A 23,205-nucleotide genomic window follows, 5' to 3' on the forward strand; every position below is an offset into this window, starting at 1 on the left:
TACTTAGACCCCATGCTAAAAAAAGTATATTCAACTATTTTATTTGTTTCCTTGGCACTTTGTGCCAAGGGACAAGAGTTGACCGTACCCCAATTATCTCAATACATCGCGGACAATCCCTTTTTAATGTCCCCGACATATGCAGGTATAGGAGATCATATAAAAGTGCGTTTAAACGGCTTAACGCAATGGGTAGGCATCGAAGACGCCCCGGATACCCAGACCTTGGCCGCTGACGCCAGAATTGGAAACAGGTCTGGAATAGGAATGATGCTCTATAACGATAGTAATGGATATACCAGACAAAGAGGTGCCAAAGTAGCCTTTGCCCACCACTTAACGTTGGACAGGTACGACGATATTTTCCTTTCCTTCGGTATCTCCTATAACTTTAACCAGTTTAGGGTAGATGTTGAACAGTTTGAAGAAAACAACAATGAATTGCCCGCTGATGACAAAGCCACCACCAACCATAACTTTGATTTGGGCGTACTTTACAGGTACGACAAGTTCTTTTTTAGTTTGAATGCAGGAAACGTCCTTAACAAGGATCTATCCAATTTTAATACCGATATCATCCGTATTGAACCCAACAAACTAAGAAATTATTATGCTTATACGGGCTACAGTTTTTCCAAGAGCAAAAACAGCAAATTGGAAATAGAACCTTCCGTTTTCTTTCAATGGTTCGAAAGTGATGGCCGTTCCGTTACCGATCTGAACACCAAGTTCCGTTTTCGCGACTTTGAAGATTACTATTACGTAGGCCTTACCTATCGTTTTTTGAACGACCAATTGGGAGAACCTTTATACATAGCTCCTATTGCAGGTTTTAAAAAGAGTAACTTCTATTTTGGGTATTCCTATCAGGTAATTACCAACGAAATTTTGGGATACAGTGCAGGAACACACGTGCTTACGGTGGGAATGGATCTCTTTCAGGGTATAAGTAACTGTCGATGTATGTATTGATTTTATACGTTTTGCCCTATTTTTGCCCTTTCGTAATTCACAGCTTTGGGAAAAATCAGGTTAAAAAACGTTAGAATACATTCCAATCATGGATGTTTAAAGGAAGAAATGCTCATTGGAAGCGATTACAGGGTAGACCTTGAAATTACTGCCGACCTTTCACAACCTGCCGCTTCCGATCAACTTAACGAAACGGTGGACTATGTCCATCTCAACAACATCATAAAAGAAGAAATGACGGTACGTTCCAATTTATTGGAACATGTGGCCAAAAGAATTATTGATCGTATATTCGGAGAAATTAAAGAAGTAACCGAAGTGGAAGTCGAAGTTTCCAAAATAAACCCGCCCATTGGGGGCGATGTAGAAAGTGTTTCGGTGATACTTACATCCAAGCGATAAGTTATTTAGAAGATTACACGATAAAAATTCGCAAAATATTTTTAGCTTTGCGATCCAATTGGCATCGTGGCCGAGTGGCTAGGCAGAGCTCTGCAAAAGCTTGTACAGCGGTTCGAATCCGCTCGATGCCTCAAAACCCAGTACTTTGTGCTGGGTTTTTTTGTTTACAGGTCTTCAAGTTTCTCTATTTTTTCTTGGATATCAAACTTATCCTTGGGCAAAAAACCTTTGGTAATCAATATAATCCCGCAAATAATCAAAATAATCCCCAATCCTTTTTTTATGAGCACAATGCGCTCTTGGGTCAAATAGCGTTTCAGTTGTTTCGCTAAAAGTATTTTGATTAAATCCGTTATAAAGTAAACGATCAATACGGTACTGAAGAATACCATCATCCTATTGGGATTGTTTTCCAAACTAGGTCCAACAACAATAATCAAACCTAACCAAAAAGCCAGTACGCCTATGTTTATGAAGTTTAAAAGAAAACCTTTTACCAATAAACCAAGATAAGTTCCCTTGGAGGCCTTTACGTTGGATTTTTTCTTTGCCTTCTTCACAAATAGAAATATCCCGTAAACCAACAAAATCATTCCTCCGAATACAAAAAGACCCGGTTCGTTGCTCAGGTTCTCCAACAACTGAAAACTACTGAAATAGGCAATCAACAAAAAAACAATGTCGGCGAAAATCACTCCAATATCCAAACTTACTCCAGCCCTAAAGCCTTTGGTGGCACTTGTTTCCAACAAAACAAAGAAAACAGGACCAATCATAAAGCTCAATAAAAATCCCAAAGGGATTGCAGCTTGGATATCGTCAATCATTTTTTAGTTTACTCTTTTTATTTTTCCACCGAAAAGGGTGTGTTCGTCCATGGTTTTTGGGTCTCCATATACCAAAACCTCGCCCCCGGCCTTCACATTGGCCTTAACGTAGTCCGTTGCATGTATTTCGGCATTTCCCCCCGCGTTTACACTTATGGTTGTAAATTTTGTTTTAAAGGTTCTTCCACTGTAAGCACCACCAGTGTTAATGATCACATCCTGGGTATTGGAAAATCCACCTGCAAAGATCTTTCCACCGGAAACCGCCTTTATCAACAACTGGTCCACTTCGCAATTTATCTCCAGCTCACCACCTTCCTGTGCCTTAAGTTCCAAAATATCTTGTACATAGGTATCATCCGATGATATTCGGGCATCCTCATTAACATCTATAACCACTAATTTTTCAGAGTGATATAAATCTACATACGTTCTGTAGCCACTGAATATTTTGACGATTTCCATCCGGATTTTCAATACCCCTTCATTATTGACAATGGCAACATTTGTGGTATTTGCCCCGGTGATCACCGCTTTGTTTTCGTTGGATTTGATAAGATTGATGGCAATACCATCAAATCCCTTTACTTCGGTAAACTTTTGTAGGTCTTGGGTTACGGTTGCATCCTGGGCCTCAAGTAATTGAAGCGATAGGAACATAAGAACAATCGTAATTACTTTCATGTTATAAAAATTTGGTTCTCAATAGGATAACAAATTTTATTCCAAAATAGTATTATTTCTTTTTACCGATCAACGAAAAGTCCAAATGGCGTTTGATCAAATCAGTGCTCTTCACCATCACATAAACCTCGTCGCCCAGTTGGTACATCCGTTTGGTTCGCTCGCCTATTATGGCGTACTGGCGTTCATCAAACACATAGTAGTCATCTTTAATGTCGCGGATACGAACCATGCCCTCACATTTGTTCTCGATAATTTCTACATAAATGCCCCATTCGGTAACCCCGGAAATCACGCCCAAGAATTCTTGATCCTTGTGGTCTTCCATAAATTTTATCTGCATGTACTTGATGGAATCACGTTCTGCATTGGCCGCCAATAGTTCCATATCCGAGGAATGTTTGCACTTTTCCTCGTACAAGGTAGCTTTTGGTGTTTTTTCCTTATCCAAATAATGCTGCAGCAATCGGTGCACCATTACATCGGGATATCTTCGAATGGGTGAGGTAAAATGTGTGTAATATTCAAATCCAAGACCATAGTGGCCAATATTCTCCGTAGTATAAATTGCTTTGCTCATACTACGAATGGCCAGGGTATCTACCAAGTTTTGTTCTTTTTTGCCCTTTACATCTTCCAACAACTTGTTTAGGGACTGGTTGATGGACTTTGGATCCTTTAGATTAATACTATGTCCAAATCTGGAAATAACGCCGTTCAAGGCCATCAATTTATCCTCATCGGGCTTATCGTGTACACGGTATACAAATGTTTTCTTCTGTTTGCCGATAAACTCTGCCACTTTTCTATTGGCCAAGAGCATAAACTCCTCGATCAGCTTATTGGCGTCCTTGGCTTCTTTAAAAAAAACGCCAACAGGTTCATTATTTTCGGACAGGTGAAATTTCACCTCAATTTTATCAAAAGAGATGGCCCCGGCATCCATACGGGCCTGTCGCATAATTTTGGCCAATCTATCAAAAGTGAGCACGGCTTCTACTACATCATCCGAAACGGAATACGCTTCTTCCCTAATGGATATTTCCTTCGGAATTTTGTTTTGTTCGGTCTCAATAATGTGTTGTGCCTCTTCGTAAGCAAATCGCTCGTTGGAATTAATGGCGGTTCTACCAAACCATTGTTTTACCAACTTGGCGTTATCATCCATTTCAAATACGGCGGAAAAGGTATATTTTTCTTCATTTGGGCGCAGCGAACATGCTTTATTGGACAGTACTTCGGGCAACATGGGAACCACACGGTCCACCAAATACACCGAAGTGGCCCTATTATAAGCTTCTTCTTCCAGAATGCTATCGGGTTGCACATAATGCGAAACATCCGCTATATGAATACCTATTTCATAGTTGCCATTCTCCAATTTTTGAAAGGAAAGCGCATCATCAAAATCCTTGGCATCCTTGGGATCTATGGTAAAAGTGAGCACATCGCGCATATCCCTGCGCTTCGCAATTTCCGATTCCTTTATACTGGTATCCAAGGTTTTGGCAAACTGTTCCACTTCATAGGGGAACTCATGCGGTAATCCGTATTCGGCCAATATGGCGTGTATTTCTGTATGGTGTTCACCTGGTCTCCCCAGTACCTCGATTACTTCACCATAGGGAGAATCGGCATCGCCCGGCCAATCTCCAAGGCTAACCAATACTTTATCACCATCATTCGCTTTTTTAAGCTTTTCCAAGGGAACAAAAATATCGGTGTACATTCTCGAATCCGTAGGCCGAACAAATGCAAACCGAGCTTGCTTGTCCACAATGCCCACATAAGATGTTTTTTTACGTTCGAGTACCTTGGAAACCTCACCCTCCATTTTTTTGCTCTTACGCCTTGGTTTGATAAATACTTCGACCGTATCGCCATGGAAGGCCCTGTTCAAATTATTGCTCTGAACAAAAATGTCATCTTCCAACTCATCCACCACAATATAGGCATTGCCACTTGTGGTAAGATCTACCCTACCTATAAAATATGTATGCAGTGATGGTTTCTTTTGATACTTGCCCCTTTCTGGCTCTACAATTCGTTCGCTGGCCTTTAACTGCCCCAAACGCTTGATCAAAAGGTTTCTATCTTGGGTATCGGAAATACCTAATTTTGAAGCTATTTGCTTGTAATTGAAGGTTTTTGATGGCTCTTTTTCAAGTACGGTAAAAATGCCCTTCGTAATTTCATTCTTTCGCTGACTCCCAGCTCTCTTCTTTTTCTTTGACATTAACGTCCTTATTTTTTTGAAAAATACGAATTATAATCCTTGAGCAACAAGGAAAGGAAGAGTATTCCAAAACAATGTCAACTTTATCAACAATTATCAATATTATATTTTTTCTTCTTTTTTAAATTTAATTAAAATGATGATGATGATTGATCGTTGAAATGTGGAATAAAATTTTAGGGAAAAAGTTGCTTTGAACGATCAAAATATGTTGTTCACAATTTGTCAGAACATAATAAAATTAAAAATCAATGGATTAGATTTTTTATCCACGATTTTTAATAACCCTTATCAACATCAATTTATTGAAAAGTTAATGTGTTTTTAATGTTAACTACCCACAAAAAAAGGTTTATATCGGTTGATTAATTTTTAATGGAATATTACCTCAACATTAAATAATTATCCTTACTGATCAATTTTATTGAAAAACAAAATTTCGTTACCAATAGTTTTTTGCAAATAGTTAACAAAACGGGGTTATTGTTAATTGATTGTATGTGAACCCAATGAAAATATCTCCTCAATTTTATGAACAGCACAACATTAAAAGATATTGTACCTTTGTTACGTACCCATTTTAATACAAATACCATGAAAATTGCCATAGGAAACGACCACGCAGGAACCGATTATAAACTTGCTATTATAGGTCTTTTAAAGTCAAAAGGAATAGAAATTATAAATTACGGCACTGACGGCACCGATAGTGTAGATTATCCAGATTTCACACATCCCGTAGCCACTGACGTGGCCGAAGGAAAAGTAGATTTTGGTATAGTGCTTTGTGGTAGTGGCAATGGTGCCACCATGACCATTAACAAACACAAAAATATTCGTGGCGCACTTTGCTGGAACAAAGAAATAACCCAATTGGCCAGAGAACACAACGACGCCAATATTTTGAGCTTGCCAGCCCGATTTATATCGCTTCCCCAGGCATTGGATATGGTAGAAACCTTTTTAAACACAGAGTTTCAGGGCGGAAGGCACGAACGTAGAATCGAAAAAATTCCTTGTAGATAAACCCTATGGGTCACCACCATCATCACAATCATGGAAATTCGCATGCGCATCCCGACCTAAAAGGGAGAAACTTGCTCATATCCATCGTCCTTAACATAGGTATTACATTGGCCCAAATTATTGGGGGATTGCTCTCGGGGAGTTTGGCGCTCCTATCCGATGCACTTCACAACTTTAGCGATGTACTCTCTTTAATGATTAGTTATGGTGCCAGGAGATTGGGAAAAAGACAAGCATCCAGCCACAAAACCTTTGGGTATAAACGAGCCGAAATTTTGGCGGCTTTCATTAATGCGGCAACCCTAGTGGTCGTAGCCATTATTTTAATAAGAGAAGCTGTTGAACGGTTGATGGAGCCACAAGAAATAGAATCCAACTTAGTAATTTGGTTGGCACTTATTGCCATTTTGGGCAACGGCTTTAGCGTGTTGTTATTGAAAAAGGATTCCCAGCACAACATGAACATGAAATCCGCCTACTTGCATTTACTTACGGATATGATGGCATCCGTAGCCGTATTGATCGGCGGTATTTTGATGAAATATTTTCAGATTTATTGGGTAGATGCCATATTGACCATGATTATTGGTGTTTATTTGATCTATATGGGGTATGACCTTTTGAAGGAATCGACCAAGGTATTAATGCTTTTTACTCCAAAATCGGTGGTTATACAAGATATTGTAGAATCTATATGTACCATAGAACCGGTAAAAAACGTGCACCATGTGCACATTTGGCAACTCAATGAAGACGAAGTCCACATGGAGGCCCACATCGATTTTAAGGACGATATTCGCCTTTCCGAGTTCGATGTAATTTTAGAAAAAATAGAGGAGCACGTCTATCACAAACACGGTATCAACCATGTAAATATTCAACCCGAGTTTGATAAGTGCGATTCCAAAAACGTAATAGTTCAGGATTAATGGAAGTATTGGTAAAAACCTTTGAAGAACTCTCCACCAAAGAACTCTATCAAATTTTACGCCTTCGCAGTGAGGTTTTTGTGGTGGAGCAGGACTGTGTGTACCAAGATGTGGACAATAAAGACCAAAAAGCACTACATGTTATCGGTATTAAAAATGATGAAGTAGTGGCTTACACACGAATTTTTAAACCTGGGTATTATTTTGATAATGTAAGCATTGGCAGGGTAGTGGTAAGCCAAGACCAACGTAAATATGGACTGGGCAAACAAATCATGCAAGCCACCTTGGCAGCTATTGATCAAAGATTTCCGGATAAAGCGATAGAAATTTCCGCGCAATCCTATCTATTAAAATTCTACACGGAATTAGGTTTTAATGCCTTCGGCGAGGAATACTTGGAAGACGGTATTCCGCATAGGAGGATGTTGAAAGAGTAATTCAAACCAACCTTTTCGCCACCCCGATCAGTTCCAAATAATCCAACTTAAGAATAAGGTTTACAGGCTTTTCCGCTTTGTTTTTAGTGGAAAAGAACAAATAGCCTTCAGTTTTGGCATCAAGTTGATTCACATTTATTTTGCCATGCTTGCCGCGATTTTCAAAAATGAGTTGCTCTAGATGTTTTCGCGATAAACCTATTTCTTCCAAACGCAGAATTAATTTTTCCCGATTCACAAAAGTGATGTTGCAAGAGGTAAAAACACCATCTTCATCCGAATAAATGCTGGTGACCAAAGCATAAAACTGTGTTTTTTTGGAAGCATCGAACAACCACCCCTGTTTTTGAATTCCATTCTTTTGATAGAACAACTCAAAGGCAAATGTGGGCAAACTTTCATTTACATAATCCAGTTGTGCTTTTTCATCCACTAAAAATTGCTTTTCTGACTGCTTATCCTTTAGGATAAGATCTATGCCCTGTAGTTGTTTTTTAAGATGAGAAATCCGCTCAAAACAATATTGCTTTAAGTGTTTTTGGTAATACGAATCCAGTAAAGGGGTTAATTGTTTTTCTTTGGATAGGTCAGCTTTGAACTTGCTTTTCAATCTCGGATATTTTCCGGAACAGTGAAGCACCAAGTTTCTCCACAATGCCCACCACAAGAGCATTGCCCATAAAAAAGGCACGCTTGGCATCAGAAATGCCCTCCAATTGTGTATGGTTATCCGGAAACATGTTCAACCGTTCCAATTCAACAGGTAAAAGTCTTCGCAGTCCCTTGGAGGTTTGGACCACGTGCTTAAACCGAGAAGGAGATTTTCCGCCCTCGCCGGTTATTATTGTTCTGGAAGGTTGATCAAGAGCATCAGGAAACACCATGCTTCCCTCGCTGTAATTGTACTCAAAACCAGCTTTGGTCTTGCGTATTTCTTTTTTGGAGCCCTTTAAATATTCCCATTTGGGCAAATCGGCAGCATCAATATAATATTCCGAAGGAATGGAACCTTTTTCCAAAATATCGGAGAGCACCGTTCTTTTTGCATCGTAAGAAGGAATTGTTTTTAGGGTAGATACTTTACCATTAACACAAACCCCGGAGTTTAAAAATGGGGAAAGGCCTTTTTCTGGGTTGAAGTTATGGGACAAAGCCACTAAATCTTTTTCCAAATCAAAGGAAACCACATTTTGAGCTGTTTGGTCGACTGGAAAAGCAGCAGAAATAGTTCCTTCTTTCAAAATCCAATCTTTTGGGCGGGATTTTAGGAGCTTTTTAAAAACAGGAGAACCCTTAAAATACGCCATAAAAAAAACGCGCCTTCGGCGCTGTGGCATTCCATATTCCGCCGCATTTATTACTCGCCATTCCACAGCATAGCCCAAATCTGACAAACTACGGAGCATCACGGCAAAATCTCGACCCCTTTGGGAAGAAGGGGATTTTAACAGGCGATCTACATTTTCCAAAAAAAGATATTTTGGTTTGTTCTTTTTCTCGGAAAGAATACGATGGATGGACCACCACAGCACACCCTTTTTACCAATAAGGCCCTTGGAGTTTTTCAAAGATGTGGCCACGGAATAATCTTGACAGGGAAACCCGCCTACGAGTATATCGTGGTCGGGAATTTCCGAGGTTTCTACATTTTCAATATTGGTGTTGGAGTGATTCCCTGTTCCAAACCGCGCTTCATAAACCAAAGAAGCATGCTGCATTTTGGTAGAGGGCTCCCATTGATTGCTCCACACAACGGAATAGTGCCCTGTATTTTCCAATCCCAGACGAAAACCGCCCACACCCGCAAAAAGTTCACAGACCTTGAGTTGTTGCATGCCCAAAAATAGAATTTATTCTATCTTTTTTAGTGTATCATCATATAAACCTATCAAGATGCTATTTCCTTCAGCATCTATCTTTAGGCCGCCGTATTTGGCGTTTTCATACTTTTCCGCTTCCCCTTCTTGAAAAAAATAAGATTCTGCACCAATGCGTATGCCCCACCATTTTTTTGCGGAGTATTTAATGATATGTTCATTTTTGCCAATAACATTTTTATCATGCAAAACCCTGATTTTTTGTGCTACCCCGTCAGCATTGGGTTCAATGGCACATAAACCACGTGGTGGAATACTGTCGTGGACCATTTCGCTTGCCAATTTATATTGCAGGCGCATGTAATCACCTTGAATCAAAGACCGGGGGTCGACTGGGGCCAGTTCCATGAGCACCAATGTTCCATTGTCCAATAGCTTTTCCTTTTTGAAGATGGAATAATTGAAAAACCCCAAAAAAAGAAAAAGGTTTAGGAGTATAATGATCCAGCTATACTTTTTCATGGGTTTTGGTTTTTTTGGTGAAGAACAGATAAAAAACAAGGAACACCACTCCTGATGAAAACAGAACAATGGATTTTGTCAATAAACTTAGGTTAAGGTCATAGTAATATTGCGACACAAAGTAAACCAAGGCTACGATTCCCACCCCAAAACCAGTTTTATGGTTTACCAAAAAGCTTAAAAGAACTATAAGCATGGCCCCGGAAATAGCGGGAGCAAAAAGTGTGGGCAAAAGTATAAGAAAGCACAGTACATAGGCGACCAATTTGTTCTTTGTCGACCGGACCTGTAGCGTTCTTAGAACGTAAGAGGCCAAGTATAAGATAAAGAAAAAGGAAGCAACGGAAGACATCCAAATCAGGTTTTTGGATATGGGAACCAGCCCGTTCTTGCCAATGGCAACAAGACCAAAAAGCAAGGAAAAAACAAGCCCAATGCGTAAGGGGCCATATAATTTTGCCAATTTGGGATGATCGGTCAAAAGGGAGGCCTCGTTCAAAAAGCAATACGAAAGGGCGGTCGCGTAAAACAGTATATAGCCGTGTATGGCATCGGGAATGTCGTATGAAATGATCAAGAACAAAAAAGCAGCGCCAATGGCGAGGACAGAAATAAAAGAGATAACATAGTTTTGGGTAAAGAACAGGCTGCTCAGGGCAATTAGAACTATTAAAAACGCAATATGTTCTTGCTGCACGTTATGATGCATTGCCATACCCAAAATAAAAAGGACAAGCCCGAGCACATAAATGGATACACTAAACGTATCAATAATCAATGTTTCATATTTTTTGTTGATGCCAATGGCCGTTCCAATAAGCACGATACCCAAGACCACTGAGCTCCATTCAGAATCCAAAACATCAAGAATAAACAAAACCACGATAAACGCAGCGGAGGCCAAAATACCTCCAAGAACCGAAAGGATTTTTATGGCCAAACTGGCTTTCTCCCCTTTTTTATTGTGATAATTGGCAAGGATTTTATCTTCATCACAAGTAAATCCACTTCCTTCGGAGGAACGTATGGTATTCAACAAATTTTTTATGTTTTCTATCCTGTCCATTTTTTTTGAAGGTTCAATAAGGTTTTTATCAATACGGATATGCTGGCGATAATGAACAGACCAATGACAAATAGCATGCCCGCATCTTCAGAAATATTGAGGAGAAAAGCACAAAAAACAATGATGGCCCCAAAGGGAATGACGGACAGATAGAATAGGTTTCGCGTTATTTTCCCATACCACAGACCTGCACAAAAAAATAAAAGAACAAAGACCAACAGTACATAAAAGGAAGCATCTTTCTTATCCATGATACCGCCAGATACTCCAATTGTGCCAATGGTTGTTGCCGCCAAAATCAAAACATTGGTAAACCAAGTTGGATATGCTTTTAGCCTTGTTAGTTTGGGCAGTGCAATAAAAAGTACAGAAAACAGGGCGTTTACACCAAAAAGCAAGATGGTGAGAAACATGGCATCCCAATTAAGGGACACCTGTTCGGCATAAAGCACAATGGTTATGTTGATGAGCGCAATATAAACCAACCACAAAAGTGAAAAATTGGAAACAACCGCCCAAACAGTAATAAACAAGGTCCAAACAAGAAAAAGATCGTATGCATTGGCCCCCGTTTGGTATACTTGCCCAAAAACAGCGTAAAGAACACCAACAAGAACCGAGGCCACGGTAAGCAATGATTTTTTGATAAAAGGTTTTGCCCTAAAAAAATAGATGGACAAAAAAACCAAAACAATAAGCGCTTCAACGAGGCCAAGTTTAAAAAACTTGTGCATCTGCGACCAGTTAAAGGCAAAGAAGAAAATAATACCAGCAATACAAAAGGAAAGGCCCAAGCCCAGGAACAGCAGCGATAAAAAACGTTGCCAAGCGGTCTTATCGGGATAAATATGGTGGAGCAAGGCCTTAGAGACCCCACTTTTTGACCAATTGCTGTGCTGACTTATGGTCTGTATATCTTCCCGTTCAATTTTTGCCATAGGCATTATTTGCTAAAATGAGCTGTAACAGCTATCCAAAGGAAAATTAGTGAATATCGGACGATTAATGTGGGGACATTTGATAATTGCCGTATTTGGTTTGATGAATGCGGCATATGGATTGAAAGACGAACCGAAGAAACAATGCCCTACTTTAAAATTGCAGCGTATTTGGAACTATCGGCCAACAATTCTTTTGCGGTCAATATGGCATCGTCGTGGGTCAAATAGTATTTGTAAAGCCCATCCCGGTAAAAATATCGGGCTATAATCTCATCTTCCAACTTCTTTTGGATTTCCTTTTTAAAGGTGTCCAAAGCGGTTATTTTACCTTTATTTACGGCCAAAAGAAGGTCTTTGTACTTTTCTTGGACATCACCTCCCAATAAGGTGTCATCACCATTAATGGATTCTTCCAAAAGCTTTTCCGTTTTGGTCTGATAGGAGAAGTTCTGCTCTTGGGCATAGGTTTTAAATGCGCTATAATCATCATCGGAAAAATTAAAATTTTCTACCGAATCAAAATTGTGGTCGTAGAAATAATCCGTGGCAAAATCAAAAACGATATTGTTTTCCTCCAACGCATCAATAAGGGAGTTGGTTTTTAAAGATTCAATGGTAATGTCTGGCATTACTCCTCCACCATCCCATACTTTTCGCCCGTTTCTGGTGGTGAATTCTTTAAAATCAGTGTTTCGAACGGCATTGCCCTGTGCATCGCGGTTCCAATAATCCAAGGATTGTATACATCTGCCCGAAGGGGTGTAATATCTGGAAATGGTTACCTTTAATTGCGTACCATAAGTTAGTTTGAGGGGGCGTTGTACCAATCCTTTGCCAAAACTCCTTGCCCCGACGATAACGGCACGGTCCAAATCCTGAAGCCCTCCGGAAACAATTTCACTGGCCGAAGCACTTTTTCCATCTATCAGGACAACAAGGGGAATGGCTTCATCCTCTGGCTTGTTTTTGGTTCTGTATTCCTGATTGAACTTTTTTACCTTGGATTTCGTGGTAACGATCAACTCTCCTTTGGGCACAAAAAGGTTGGTTACATTGATGGCTTCGGATAGCAACCCTCCGGGGTTTCCCCTTAAATCCAGCACCAATCTTTCTGCACCCTGGCCTTTAAGGTCCTGCATGGCCAATTGGGTTTGTTTGGAAGCTTTTCTGTTGAATCTAGACAATACGATATACCCCGTTTTGTCATCGATCATATCGTAAAAGGGAACAGCGTCTACCTCTACACCTTCGCGGGTAATGGTTGCGGTCTTGGTTTCTCCTTGTCTTAAAAAGGTGACATCAACCGAGGAGTTGTTGGCCCCTTTTAGGAGTTCTCCGGCATTATCATCGAAATCGGCAACCAAGGTTTCTCCAATTTTAATAATTTCATCTCCGGCCTTTAGGCCTGCTTTGTCGGCGGCATACCCTTGATAGGGCTCAACCACCACCAATTTATTTTCATAAGAGCGAACAAGGGCACCAATGCCCGAATACTCGCCCGAATTATTGATTTTGTACGATTCAACATCCTGCTCGTTCAAAAACTGGGTATAGGGATCCAGTTCACCCAACATGTTTTTTATGGCGGAATCCATCAGCTCTGCCGGATTGGTCTCGTCCACATAATTCATGTTGAGTTCTTTAAAGAGCGTAGTAAAGATTTCTATTTGTTTGGCAATCTCAAAAAAGTCACTTTTAAAACTGCTGGCACCAACCAAAACGGCAAGTGCCAAAACGGGAATCAAAACCTGTTTTTTAATCAATCTTTTCATGGAATTCTTTATTTATAAAGGCCTCTAACAGCTTTTTCATGGCTGCATCAACTTCATTAAAACTTGGGGTCTTCTTGCCAAGGTATAAAAATATGAACGCAAAATTTCCCTCAATGTTGTTAAAAATGAGGGGCTTGTTGCGCCGGTAAGCCTCCCTTAAAAGCCGCTTGATGCGGTTACGGTCTACTGCGGATTTGAATTGCCTTTTGGGGGCGACCACAGCAACTTTTACAGGCACCTCATCCTTAAAATTGGTGTTGAGGTAAATCAGCTTTAAAGGGAATTCACGCAGATTTTTACCTTCCGCAAAAAGCGCTTCGAACATTTTTTTGTTGGTGAGCTTTTCTTTTTTGGGAAAGGATAAATCAAAATTGTCCCCTTGAGGGGACTTCAGGGGAGCATCTGTCTTTTTTGAATCTGTATTTTCTTCTAGCATTTAGAGACAGTTCCTTTTAGAAGGTAAATTACTTGAATAACTCGTGGTGCATTTTGATAAAATTCGTCATTTCGAGTGGATTTCACGACAGCATGAGAGGAGTTTGTATCGAAAAAAAGAATTTTTATCTAAAAAAGGGTTCTCGATACGATTTTTTGTTCCTCAAAATCACTCGAACTGACGCCTGGAACTAAGTTTTATGTTCAAAATACATAATTTTTACCTAGAACAAGCAAGGGCCGCCCAATCGGCCGCCCTTAATAATCTAGTTAAAGGTTAAAATCCTAGAATTTAATTGTTTCTATAAATTTTATAGATGGTCCCCTCTCCAGTCTCTCCAAGGGGAGAGGTTTCCCTCCTTTGGAGGGATTAAGGGAGGACTTATTCCTCTGCCTGATATACGTTGTTTTCCCCATCCACATCGGCCATCAATTGCGATGGGTCTATCATAATGGCCTGAACATTGTCCAAAGGCATATCCAACGTAAACTCGTAAGTTGGGTAAGCCCAGGGCCAATCTTCCAAAACAGTACGATTTAGATTAGGGTAGGGGTTGTCTTTTTCCCCGTACATCATGCGCAATGGCACATAGTACGTTTCTTGTGTTCCATCGGCGCCCACGACCAAAATATCCAAAGGCATGGGCATTTCACCGATGCGCTCCATGGTTACCTTGGTCTTGTCCCCATCGGCCTCAACACTTTTAATACCGTAATCAATGGTATTGGTTGTCTGTGTCCAATCGGTCAAGTACCAATCAAGTTCCATTCCCGATACTTTTTCCGCTGTTCTTTTAATGTCGTTGGGCACAGGGTGCTTAAACTTGAATTCTTTGAAATATTTTTGAATGGTTTCCATCAGTTTATCTTGACCAATTATGTACCCCAGTTGAGAAAGGAATATGGATCCTTTGCTGTAAGCCGAAACACCATAAGCAAAATTCGTAGGGTATCTATCGGCATGGGTGGACTGTGGCATTTCCAAACCGGAGTTGACCAGGGCATAATAGCCCCTATACGATCCCTCGAAAGGGTTTTGCTTGTTCTGTTCCATAATTTGATTCATGCACAGGCTACTGATAAAGGAAGTGAAACCCTCGTCCATCCACTCGTGTTTGGACTCGTTGGTCGCCAGTACATGTTGGAACCAAGAGTGCGCCATTTCGTGCACCATTACCCCGACCAAACTACCAAATTCGCGTTCGCCAGTGATTAAAGTGCTCATGGCATACTCCATTCCGCCATCGCCTCCTTGAATTACTGAATATTGTTCGTAAGGGTATTTCCCTATGTTTTTGCTAAAAAAGGTCATCGCTTCGGCCGTTTTGGGCTGAAGTTTTTTCCAGTTTTCATTGAATTCTGGGTTGTCTTTGTACAGGAAATGAAGCGTTGGCCCATCTTCCATTTTATAAGTATCGTGAATATATTCCGGGTCGGCCGCCCACATAAAATCGTGTACTTTGGGTGCTTTAAAGTGCCAAGTCAATGTTTTGCCTTTGGTTTTTACTTTGGTGCCGGGCGTTTCATAACCATGTCCAATTTCTTGCGGGTTTTGAAGATATCCAGAGCCTCCGACCGTGTAATCTTTGTCCAAAGTGATCTTCACATCAAAATCGCCCCACACGCCATGGAACTCACGGGCTATGTATGGGTTTGGATGCCACCCTTCAAAATCGTATTCCGAAAGTTTGGGGTACCATTGGCTCATGGAAAGGGCAACACCTTCTTTACTGTTTCTTCCCGAACGTCTTATTTGAAGGGGAACTTGACCTTCAAAAGACATTTCCAAGGTCGTTTTTCCTCCTGGGGGAATAGGTTTCACCAAATCCACCACAAGAATGGTTCCTTCTTCGGCAAAAGAAACGGGTTGACCGTCCTGCGTTAGGGATTTGGCATGCAAATACCCCATTTCACTTTCCGAAAGCGATGCGATCCTGCTTTTCCCGTCTTCCATCATCCTTTTATCCGGGTCTTTGATGTTTTGGAGCCTGATATCCATTTCACTACCGGGCTGAAAGGCATTGTAGTACAAATGATAAAAAACACGGCTCAATTCATCCGGAGAATTGTTGGTATAGACCAATTTTTGGGTGCCGGTGTACTGGTATGTTTTCACATCCATTTGTACATCCATGGTATAGTCCACGTGCTGTTGCCAGTCACTTGATTGCGCACTTAAAAAAAGAGTGGCGCCGAAAAAGGCTGTAAAAAAGAGGGATTGTAAACGCTTCATATATTATTTTGAATTACTTTCCAAGGTCATTTTACCTTTTGAGATATTGTTTGCCAAAATTAAGGCATTATAGGCATTGACCATTTTGCCGGATTTAGAAATTTTATCGAAAGTGGTGGCTTTGGTCTCGTCACCCGCTACAATAACCGACCGTTTTGTTCTAAGACCGGACTGCATGATGATGTTTTTTACCTGTGAAGCGGATAGGTCTGGATGATAGGAACGAATAAGCGCCGCAACACCGGCAACCGCGGGAGCGGCCATGGAGGTTCCACCTTGAAACTCATATTCACTATTGGGCATGGTAGAGTAAATCTCGGCACCGGGAGCAAAAACATCAACACGTTGGTTTCCATAATTGGAAAAAGAGGCCACCATCTCAGACCCATAGTTGCTGGAAAGTGCTCCAACAGTAATCATATTATCCACAAACTCCTGACTTTCATCCATATCATCGTTTGGATAATTTCTGTTTTCAGGGTTTTCTAAATCCTCACCGTCGTTACCTGCTGCGTGAACAATTAAAACATCTTTGGAAGCCGCATATTTTATGGCATCGTAAACCCATTCCGCTTTAGGGGAAAAGGACTTCCCAAAGCTACAGTTGATGATGGACGCACCGTTGTCCACAGCGTAGCGAATACCAAGAGCGATATCTTTATCGTATTCATCACCATTGGGAACGGCCCTGATGCTCATGATTTCCACATTCTGGGCTACACCGTCCATCCCAATACCGTTGTTGCGCTTGGCAGCGATAATTCCAGCTACGTGGGTTCCGTGGCTTTCGGTGTCCACAATGTTTTTTGGGTTGCCATTACCGTAGGGAACGTCCGTAATATCATAAGGATCATCACCCACGGGGGTTCTTCCATTAAAATCTTTGTTGAGGTTGTAATTGGCCTGTTCAGAAAAGTATTTAATGCCTTCTTGGAGTTCGTCCAATACTTCAGGAATACTATCGCCATAGGTGAACATTTGGGTCAACACCGCAACACTCTGTTCCATTTGCGTGGTTTTGGGCTCAATGGAAAGCAAATCCTCTTTGGTGTAGTCTTCTTTGCCCAATTCGGTTTTAACCAATTGGTCAGCTCCTTTTACCACTTGGAATATTTGCTCATATTGCTGTTTGTTCTGAACAGCTTCAGGGTATTCTTTATCAAGCAAAAGCCTTGCTTCGGCCCTTTCAGAAGCATCTCCGATGCCCAAACGAAGCATTCGAACGTATTCCAATTGCTCGTTGTAGGAATCTCCTAAAAAGTTATAGCCGTGTATATCGTCCACATAACCATTGCCATCATCATCCTTGCCGTTGTTGGGGACTTCATCGGTGTTTGTCCAAAGAACACTCTTTAGATCTTCGTGCTCCAAATCCATGCCCGAATCCAAAACGGCCACTACAACGGTTTTCCCCTTTTTGTTCTTTATGATTTCGTTATAGGCTTTGTCCACGCTCATGCCGGGAATGGTGTCCGCAATAAGGTCGAGGTGGCCCCAATTTTTTTTCTCCGCTTCGGTAAGCTCAGAAATTTTTAAGGGAACGGCATCAATGTTCTCCACAGGGGTAGAGACCAAGGCGGTGGACCCGCAACCCATTAAAAATAGGGCGGCAGATAGGGATAAAAATGATAGTTTGCTATATGTGCGATTCATAGAATGTATTTGTAAAAAGTGTAAGGTTATTGCATTTTGAATAGTTCGTTATAGGAAAACAACTGATCCAAACGAGCTCCTTTTTCGGTTTGCTTAAGAGAACATATTTGGTTGTGGGCATCGTGCTCAAACAGCAAGAGCCAATCGTTTTCAACGGCAGCATTTAAAAAATCTGATTTTTCTTTTAAGGTCAGTAAAGGGCGGGTATCGTACCCCATTACATAAGGTAGGGGAATATGGCCCACGGTCGGAATTAGATCGGCCACAAAAACCAAGGATTTGCCCTTATAGTTTATGTGAGGGAGCATTTGCTTATCGGTATGACCATCCACAAAGTGGATGCCGAAACCGAGTTCGGACTTTTCCAAAAAGGAACCATCTTTTCTGTCCACAAAATGAAGCTGTCCGCTTTCCTGCATGGGCAATAGGTTCTCTTTTAAAAATGAAGCTTTTTCCCGGGCATTGGGTTTGGTGGCCCATTCCCAGTGGTCCTTGTTGGTCCAAAAACGGGCATTTTTAAAGGCCGGTTCATACCCGGTGCGGTCTTTGTTCCATTGGATGCTGCCTCCACAATGATCAAAATGTAGATGGGTCAAAAAAACATCGGTAACATCATCACGATGAAAACCTGCATTTTTTAAGGATTTGTCCAAGGAATGATCGCCCCAGAGGTAGTAATAGCTAAAAAACTTTTCGGATTGTTTGTTGCCCAGACCATTATCAATCAAAATAAGCCTGTCGCCATCTTCGATCAAAAGGCAACGGGCTGCAAGATCGATCATATTATTGCTGTCTGCAGGGTTGGTTCTGTTCCAAATAGATTTGGGAACCACGCCGAACATCGCACCTCCATCTAATTTAAAATTACCGGTCTCTATGGGATAAATTGTCATTTAGAAAATAAAATGGGGTGCAAAATAATAAAAGCACAGTCCAAATGCCGAAAAATTAAGGACATATTGGCCGTATTTTAACAAAATATGGGATGAGTGCTGTTAAATCTGGGAAGGTTTTCTCCCCAAAAGCTTCTATAATGTAGTTGGCGACCCAGGCCAAGAACGATTATCTAAAAGAAAAACATTAAATTTCCACAAAACTTAGACTATGCTCGAACTTGCGGGAATTATAATTCTTGGCATTATTGCACAGTGGGTGGCTTGGCGATTTAAATTGCCAGCCATTTTACCTTTAATTTTGATCGGTTTATTGGTAGGCCCCATCGCAACCTTATATACAGATGATGGGTCAAAACTAATAGAGCCCATCTGGAACGGCGAAAAAGGGCTGTTCCCGGGAGAGGGGCTTTATTATTTTGTGTCCTTGGCCATTAGCGTTATTCTTTTTGAAGGCGGCCTTACCCTTAAACGGGCAGAAATATCCAACGTGGGACCTGTAATCACCAAGTTGATTACCATTGGGACGATCGTAACGTTTTTTGGGGCCGGTGTTGCGGCGCACTATATTTTTGGGTTGTCGTGGCAAATTTCATTTTTGTTCTCTGGGCTGATTATAGTTACCGGACCTACGGTTATTACACCTATTTTGAGAAACATTCCCCTCAAAAAAGACGTGTCGGCCGTTTTAAAGTGGGAAGGAATCCTGATCGATCCCATCGGAGCATTGGTTGCCGTATTGGTTTTTGAATTCATCAGTGTAGGGGAAGGGCAGGCGTTTACACAAACAGCGCTCATCGAGTTTGGTAAAATTATTCTGTTCGGGACCACTTTTGGGTTTACGTTTGCCCACGCACTGGCTTTCGCCATAAAAAAGAACTTTATTCCACATTATCTGTTGAACGTGGTTTCCCTTTCCACCGTACTCCTTGTTTATGTGGAGTCGGATCTGTTTGCTCACGAATCCGGTCTGTTGGCCGTGGTGGTTATGGGTATGGTCATGGGCAACATGAATCTTCCCAATCTTAAAGAACTGCTTTATTTTAAGGAATCCCTTAGTGTGTTGTTGATTTCGATTCTATTTATCTTATTGGCGGCCAACATCAATATTAGCGACATGGAGCTGATCTACAACTGGAACACGGTCGCTCTTTTTGCAGTAATCGTATTTATAATACGGCCCTTGGGGGTATTTTTAAGTTCTCAGGGATCCAATTTAAAACTCAACGAGAAACTTTTTATTGGCTGGGTCGGTCCACGAGGGATCGTTGCTGCGGGCATTGCTTCGCTTTTTGGCTCTAAATTGATGTTAAGGGGAGAACCGGGGGCCGAATATATTACCCCTCTGGTTTTTATGATTGTTTTGGGCACGGTATTGTTAAACGCTACCACGGCACGTTTGTTCGCCAAACTGGTTGGTGTGTTCTTAAAAAAGTCCGAAGGCATTTTAATTATTGGTGCATCCAAACTATCGCGGCTCATTGGCAATTATTTGAGAAAGAACAATAGACACGTAGTGCTTATAGACAATAACCAAAATAATGTTGATAAAGCAAAGAAACTAGGTTTGGAAGCCCTTTCTGCCAATATTTTTTCTGACACGCTTGTAGATAATATTGAGTTGAACGACATGGGTTATTTAATGGCACTTACAGGGAACTCCGATATCAACAAGTTTGCCATCGATAAGTTCCAAAAACAATTTGGCGAGAACGGAGCGTTTCGTTTGGTAAATACCGAAGAGGTGAATGACCCGGATAACAATCCAAAAGAAGGGCTCTTTTCCCATACGGATGATTTTATCCAACTGATGGATACCGTGCGAAAGCATCCGGTCATCCACGAAATTGAATTGGAGGATAAGGAACACTACGACAAGTTGATCGACATTACCTACGAAGAACGTGACATTGTTCCATTGTTCACAAAATCGCCCGATGGAAGCATTGAAATCATTCCAGCAAACAGCAAGGACTTTACTCCAAAGGGTGAAGGCTACAAGCTAGTTTATTTAGGCAAAGAGATAGAAGTGGCAAAAAAGGAAGAGAATTCCAAAACGGATTAAGATAGTTTTCTGTAGAAGAGGCGAAAATGGTTCAGTTTACGGATTTACTCATCATTGACCGAACCGGGATAGAAAAAAGGTGGCCAAACAAAGAACGGAATTGTAAATTAGGGGCACCATGGGCAGCGATTTAATTATTACCATCGTTATCATCTGCATAGGCATTGTCCTTTTTGTAAAGGACTATTTTTCTATTGATACCACATCCATCATCATTATGGCCCTGTTCATAGTGGCGGGCGTCCTTAGTCCCAAAGAAGGTTTTTCGGGCTTTAACCACCCTGCCACCTTAACACTTGGGTGCATGTTCGTGGTAAGTGCAGGGGTGTTCAATTCAGGAATTTTGGACGGTCTTAGCCATAGGATCATAAAGCTGGCCAAAATACATTACAGCATTGCCCTGATCACATTTTGCCTTATTGCGGGTATGTTTTCCGCTTTTGTGAACGATTCCGCAGTAGTGGCCCTGCTTTTGCCCATAGCGCTTACCGTTTGTAGGGAAACCAAAATAACCCCGGGCATGTTGTTGATCCCAATATCGTTTTCGGCACTTTTTGGCGGCACCTGTACCTTGATCGGTACTTCCACCAATATTTTGGTGAGCAGTTATGCCGAAGAATATGGGCTGGAGGGGTTTGGGATGTTCGAATTCAGTTTGGCGGCACTTTGTTTGGCCGTAATTGGTTTTGCCTACATCTTTTTTGTGGCACCCCTTCTGTTGCCCAAGGCAGAAAAGGAGCAGAAAGCACTTTCCAAAGAAGCAGAAAAGTACATAACCGAATTACTGGTGGAAAAGGATTGTCCCGACAGCAAAAAAACGTTGCATAAATCCAGATTGGTCAATGATCACAATGTACAGGTTCTGGCCATATTGAGGGCGGGTTCGCTCAAGCACGACATTGGCCCCGAAACATTTATATTGGAAGGAGACGTAATGAAAGTTATGATTCCCCCGAAAGCACTTAACGGCATCCGAAGCCTTAAAGGATATAAAATCACAGGGGACAGACAGTTGGACGAAGCAGAACTTGAGAAACACATTTATGAAGTCATTATTCCCTTTGGTTCCAAACTAACGGAGGGGTCCCTTCGCTCCCTTAATTTTAGGAGGCAATACAATGGCTCGGTCCTGGCCATAAGACAACGTGGCGAGATTTTATATGAAAAGCTCGCTGATGTAAAGTTGACAGAAGGAGACATGTTACTGATTTTGGGCACCGAGGCCGATGTGGATGCATTGGTTGACCAGAACTTGGTGGTGGCCCTTTCCGAGCACAAGCATGGGAAAGTCAATTTAAAAAAAGCCATTCCTGCCCTTGTTATTGCCGTGGGGGTAGTGCTTGCGGCTTCACTAAACCTCACCTCTATTTTGATTAGTAGTATGGTTGGCGCTCTGTTATTGGTGGCCACGTCCACGTTAAAACCAAAGGAAGCTTACGAAGCAGTGGAATGGAAGGTTATTTTCATGATGGCAGGTGTGCTTTCCATGGGAACGGCCCTTGAAAAAACCGGAGGGGCCGAAAAAATAGCCCTTTTTATAGAACAGACCTTAGGAAGTTATGATGCCCAAGTTACCTTAAGCATTTTGTACTTGGTCACTTTTTTGAGCACCAATGTGCTCTCCAGCAAGGCCACAGCGGCCCTTATGACTCCGATAGTAATTAGTCTTGCCGCGGCAATGGAGGTGAGTGAACGGCCTTTTTTGGTGGCGGTGATGTTTGCTTGCTCCCTTACTTTTATGACGCCCGTAAGCTATCCCACCAATACCATGGTCTATGCGCCGGGAAATTACAAGTTCAACGATTTTTTAAAGGTAGGGACACCGCTTAATATCATTATCTGGATTGCCGCCACTTTTGTAATCCCTTACTTTTTTCCTTTTAAATAATTTAAGAAGGACACGCTTTTTTTCGCATCCGTCAATTCATATAGGGCATCTGTCAATTGAGGGCATATTAAATGATGGAGTACAAGTATTTTGGTGTTTTATTAACCAATATTTTAAAAATGAAAAAGTTTGTACTTACGGTAGTTGTCGCTACCGCATTAATGACCGCCTGTTCCAAAGATGACGGACCAACAAATGAATGTGAATCCTGTACCCTTGACGGAGGAAAAGTGGAAGTTTGTGATAACGGAGATGGTACTTGGACAGTATCAGCGGCCGGGTCTACAACAACTATGGATGCAAAGTTTTTTGGCGGAGAGGATTTAACGCCTAAACAATTTGCAGAATCATTATGTGCAGCTGGAGATGCATCATTATAATCTGCAAAAGGCCGAGAAAACTAT

Annotated in this window: 21 protein-coding genes and 1 tRNA gene; 9 read left to right on the plus strand and 13 right to left on the minus strand. The window is 41.3% G+C overall.

The features are described from left to right. Positions 1-12: 12 nt before the first annotated feature. The 3 genes from AC13CS_RS15385 (at position 13) to AC13CS_RS15395 (ending at position 1,505) form a co-directional block, all read left to right on the plus strand. Entirely contained in the window at positions 13-972 is a 960-nt protein-coding gene (locus AC13CS_RS15385; RefSeq protein WP_163624329.1) for a PorP/SprF family type IX secretion system membrane protein, read from the plus strand. Between the two features lie 45 nt (positions 973-1,017). Next, on the plus strand, positions 1,018-1,374 hold the full coding sequence (folB, locus tag AC13CS_RS15390) for a dihydroneopterin aldolase (protein ID WP_163624330.1): 357 nt from the start codon (positions 1,018-1,020) through the stop codon (positions 1,372-1,374). A 60-nt stretch (positions 1,375-1,434) separates the two neighbouring features. Then, positions 1,435-1,505, plus strand: a tRNA-Cys gene (locus AC13CS_RS15395). 33 nt (positions 1,506-1,538) lie between these two features. Here the strand turns inward: AC13CS_RS15395 and AC13CS_RS15400 are convergent. From AC13CS_RS15400 to rnr, 3 genes are read right to left on the minus strand one after another with little or no spacing between them, the layout of a single operon-like run. Beyond that, on the minus strand, positions 1,539-2,201 hold the full coding sequence (locus AC13CS_RS15400) for a LysE family transporter (protein ID WP_293166229.1): 663 nt from the start codon (positions 2,199-2,201) through the stop codon (positions 1,539-1,541). A gap of 3 nt (positions 2,202-2,204) precedes the next feature. Continuing rightward, complete coding sequence (locus AC13CS_RS15405; RefSeq protein ID WP_293166227.1) at positions 2,205-2,885, minus strand: head GIN domain-containing protein; 681 nt, start codon at positions 2,883-2,885, stop codon at positions 2,205-2,207. A gap of 52 nt (positions 2,886-2,937) precedes the next feature. Further along, positions 2,938-5,121 carry a ribonuclease R gene (gene rnr, locus AC13CS_RS15410; RefSeq protein WP_293166225.1) on the minus strand — a complete coding sequence of 728 codons (2,184 nt, stop codon included), beginning with the start codon at positions 5,119-5,121 and terminating at the stop codon, positions 2,938-2,940. A 594-nt stretch (positions 5,122-5,715) separates the two neighbouring features. On the opposite strand from rnr, the gene rpiB reads away from it, so the two are divergent. The 3 genes from rpiB to AC13CS_RS15425 are packed head-to-tail and all read left to right on the plus strand — an operon-like array spanning position 5,716 to position 7,516. Then, a complete protein-coding gene (rpiB, locus tag AC13CS_RS15415; protein WP_014032637.1) occupies positions 5,716-6,147 on the plus strand; it encodes a ribose 5-phosphate isomerase B in 432 nt (143 codons plus the stop codon). Between the two features lie 5 nt (positions 6,148-6,152). Then, complete coding sequence (locus tag AC13CS_RS15420) at positions 6,153-7,076, plus strand: cation diffusion facilitator family transporter (RefSeq protein WP_293166222.1); 924 nt, start codon at positions 6,153-6,155, stop codon at positions 7,074-7,076. Further along, complete coding sequence (locus tag AC13CS_RS15425) at positions 7,076-7,516, plus strand: GNAT family N-acetyltransferase (RefSeq protein WP_293166220.1); 441 nt, start codon at positions 7,076-7,078, stop codon at positions 7,514-7,516. The genes AC13CS_RS15420 and AC13CS_RS15425 overlap by 1 nt, the downstream gene beginning before the upstream one ends. Position 7,517: 1 nt before the next feature. Here the strand turns inward: AC13CS_RS15425 and AC13CS_RS15430 are convergent, their stop codons facing one another. The 10 genes from AC13CS_RS15430 to AC13CS_RS15475 all read right to left on the minus strand — a co-directional run bounded on the left by AC13CS_RS15430 (position 7,518) and on the right by AC13CS_RS15475 (position 18,848). Continuing rightward, the gene (locus tag AC13CS_RS15430) at positions 7,518-8,126 is read right to left on the minus strand and encodes a hypothetical protein (protein ID WP_293166218.1); all 609 of its coding nucleotides are present in this window, start codon (positions 8,124-8,126) and stop codon (positions 7,518-7,520) included. Then, on the minus strand, positions 8,104-9,351 hold the full coding sequence (dcm, locus tag AC13CS_RS15435) for a DNA (cytosine-5-)-methyltransferase (protein WP_293166216.1): 1,248 nt from the start codon (positions 9,349-9,351) through the stop codon (positions 8,104-8,106). The genes AC13CS_RS15430 and dcm overlap by 23 nt, the downstream gene beginning before the upstream one ends. Positions 9,352-9,366: 15 nt before the next feature. Then, complete coding sequence (locus AC13CS_RS15440) at positions 9,367-9,855, minus strand: GDYXXLXY domain-containing protein (RefSeq protein ID WP_293166214.1); 489 nt, start codon at positions 9,853-9,855, stop codon at positions 9,367-9,369. Continuing rightward, positions 9,842-10,921, minus strand: coding sequence for a DUF4401 domain-containing protein (locus tag AC13CS_RS15445; protein ID WP_293166212.1), 1,080 nt, complete (start codon positions 10,919-10,921; stop codon positions 9,842-9,844). Before AC13CS_RS15445 ends, AC13CS_RS15440 begins: the two co-directional genes overlap by 14 nt. Next, positions 10,909-11,859 (minus strand): DUF2157 domain-containing protein, encoded by a 951-nt coding sequence (locus AC13CS_RS15450; protein ID WP_293166210.1) that lies wholly within the window; start codon positions 11,857-11,859, stop codon positions 10,909-10,911. The genes AC13CS_RS15445 and AC13CS_RS15450 overlap by 13 nt, the downstream gene beginning before the upstream one ends. Before the next feature lie 149 nt (positions 11,860-12,008). Then, positions 12,009-13,634, minus strand: coding sequence for a S41 family peptidase (locus tag AC13CS_RS15455; protein ID WP_293166208.1), 1,626 nt, complete (start codon positions 13,632-13,634; stop codon positions 12,009-12,011). Beyond that, positions 13,618-14,070 carry a ribonuclease P protein component gene (rnpA, locus tag AC13CS_RS15460; RefSeq protein ID WP_293166206.1) on the minus strand — a complete coding sequence of 151 codons (453 nt, stop codon included), beginning with the start codon at positions 14,068-14,070 and terminating at the stop codon, positions 13,618-13,620. The genes AC13CS_RS15455 and rnpA overlap by 17 nt, the downstream gene beginning before the upstream one ends. 381 nt (positions 14,071-14,451) lie before the next feature. Next, positions 14,452-16,302: a M1 family metallopeptidase gene (locus AC13CS_RS15465; protein WP_293166204.1), complete on the minus strand. Its 1,851-nt coding sequence runs from the start codon at positions 16,300-16,302 to the stop codon at positions 14,452-14,454. Between the two features lie 3 nt (positions 16,303-16,305). Beyond that, entirely contained in the window at positions 16,306-17,955 is a 1,650-nt protein-coding gene (locus AC13CS_RS15470; protein WP_293166202.1) for a S8 family peptidase, read from the minus strand. 26 nt (positions 17,956-17,981) lie between these two features. After that, positions 17,982-18,848 (minus strand): MBL fold metallo-hydrolase, encoded by an 867-nt coding sequence (locus AC13CS_RS15475; protein ID WP_293166200.1) that lies wholly within the window; start codon positions 18,846-18,848, stop codon positions 17,982-17,984. 211 nt (positions 18,849-19,059) lie between these two features. Here AC13CS_RS15475 and AC13CS_RS15480 point away from each other — a divergent pair, with 211 nt between their 5' ends. The 3 genes from AC13CS_RS15480 (at position 19,060) to AC13CS_RS15490 (ending at position 23,181) form a co-directional block, all read left to right on the plus strand. Further along, positions 19,060-20,913: a sodium:proton antiporter gene (locus AC13CS_RS15480; protein ID WP_293166198.1), complete on the plus strand. Its 1,854-nt coding sequence runs from the start codon at positions 19,060-19,062 to the stop codon at positions 20,911-20,913. Between the two features lie 118 nt (positions 20,914-21,031). Further along, entirely contained in the window at positions 21,032-22,801 is a 1,770-nt protein-coding gene (locus tag AC13CS_RS15485; protein ID WP_293166196.1) for an SLC13 family permease, read from the plus strand. Between the two features lie 71 nt (positions 22,802-22,872). Further along, the gene (locus AC13CS_RS15490) at positions 22,873-23,181 is read left to right on the plus strand and encodes a hypothetical protein (RefSeq protein ID WP_482888857.1); all 309 of its coding nucleotides are present in this window, start codon (positions 22,873-22,875) and stop codon (positions 23,179-23,181) included. The last annotated feature ends 24 nt before the right edge of the window (positions 23,182-23,205 follow it).

The organism is Flagellimonas sp. B-3 (genome assembly GCF_056857835.1).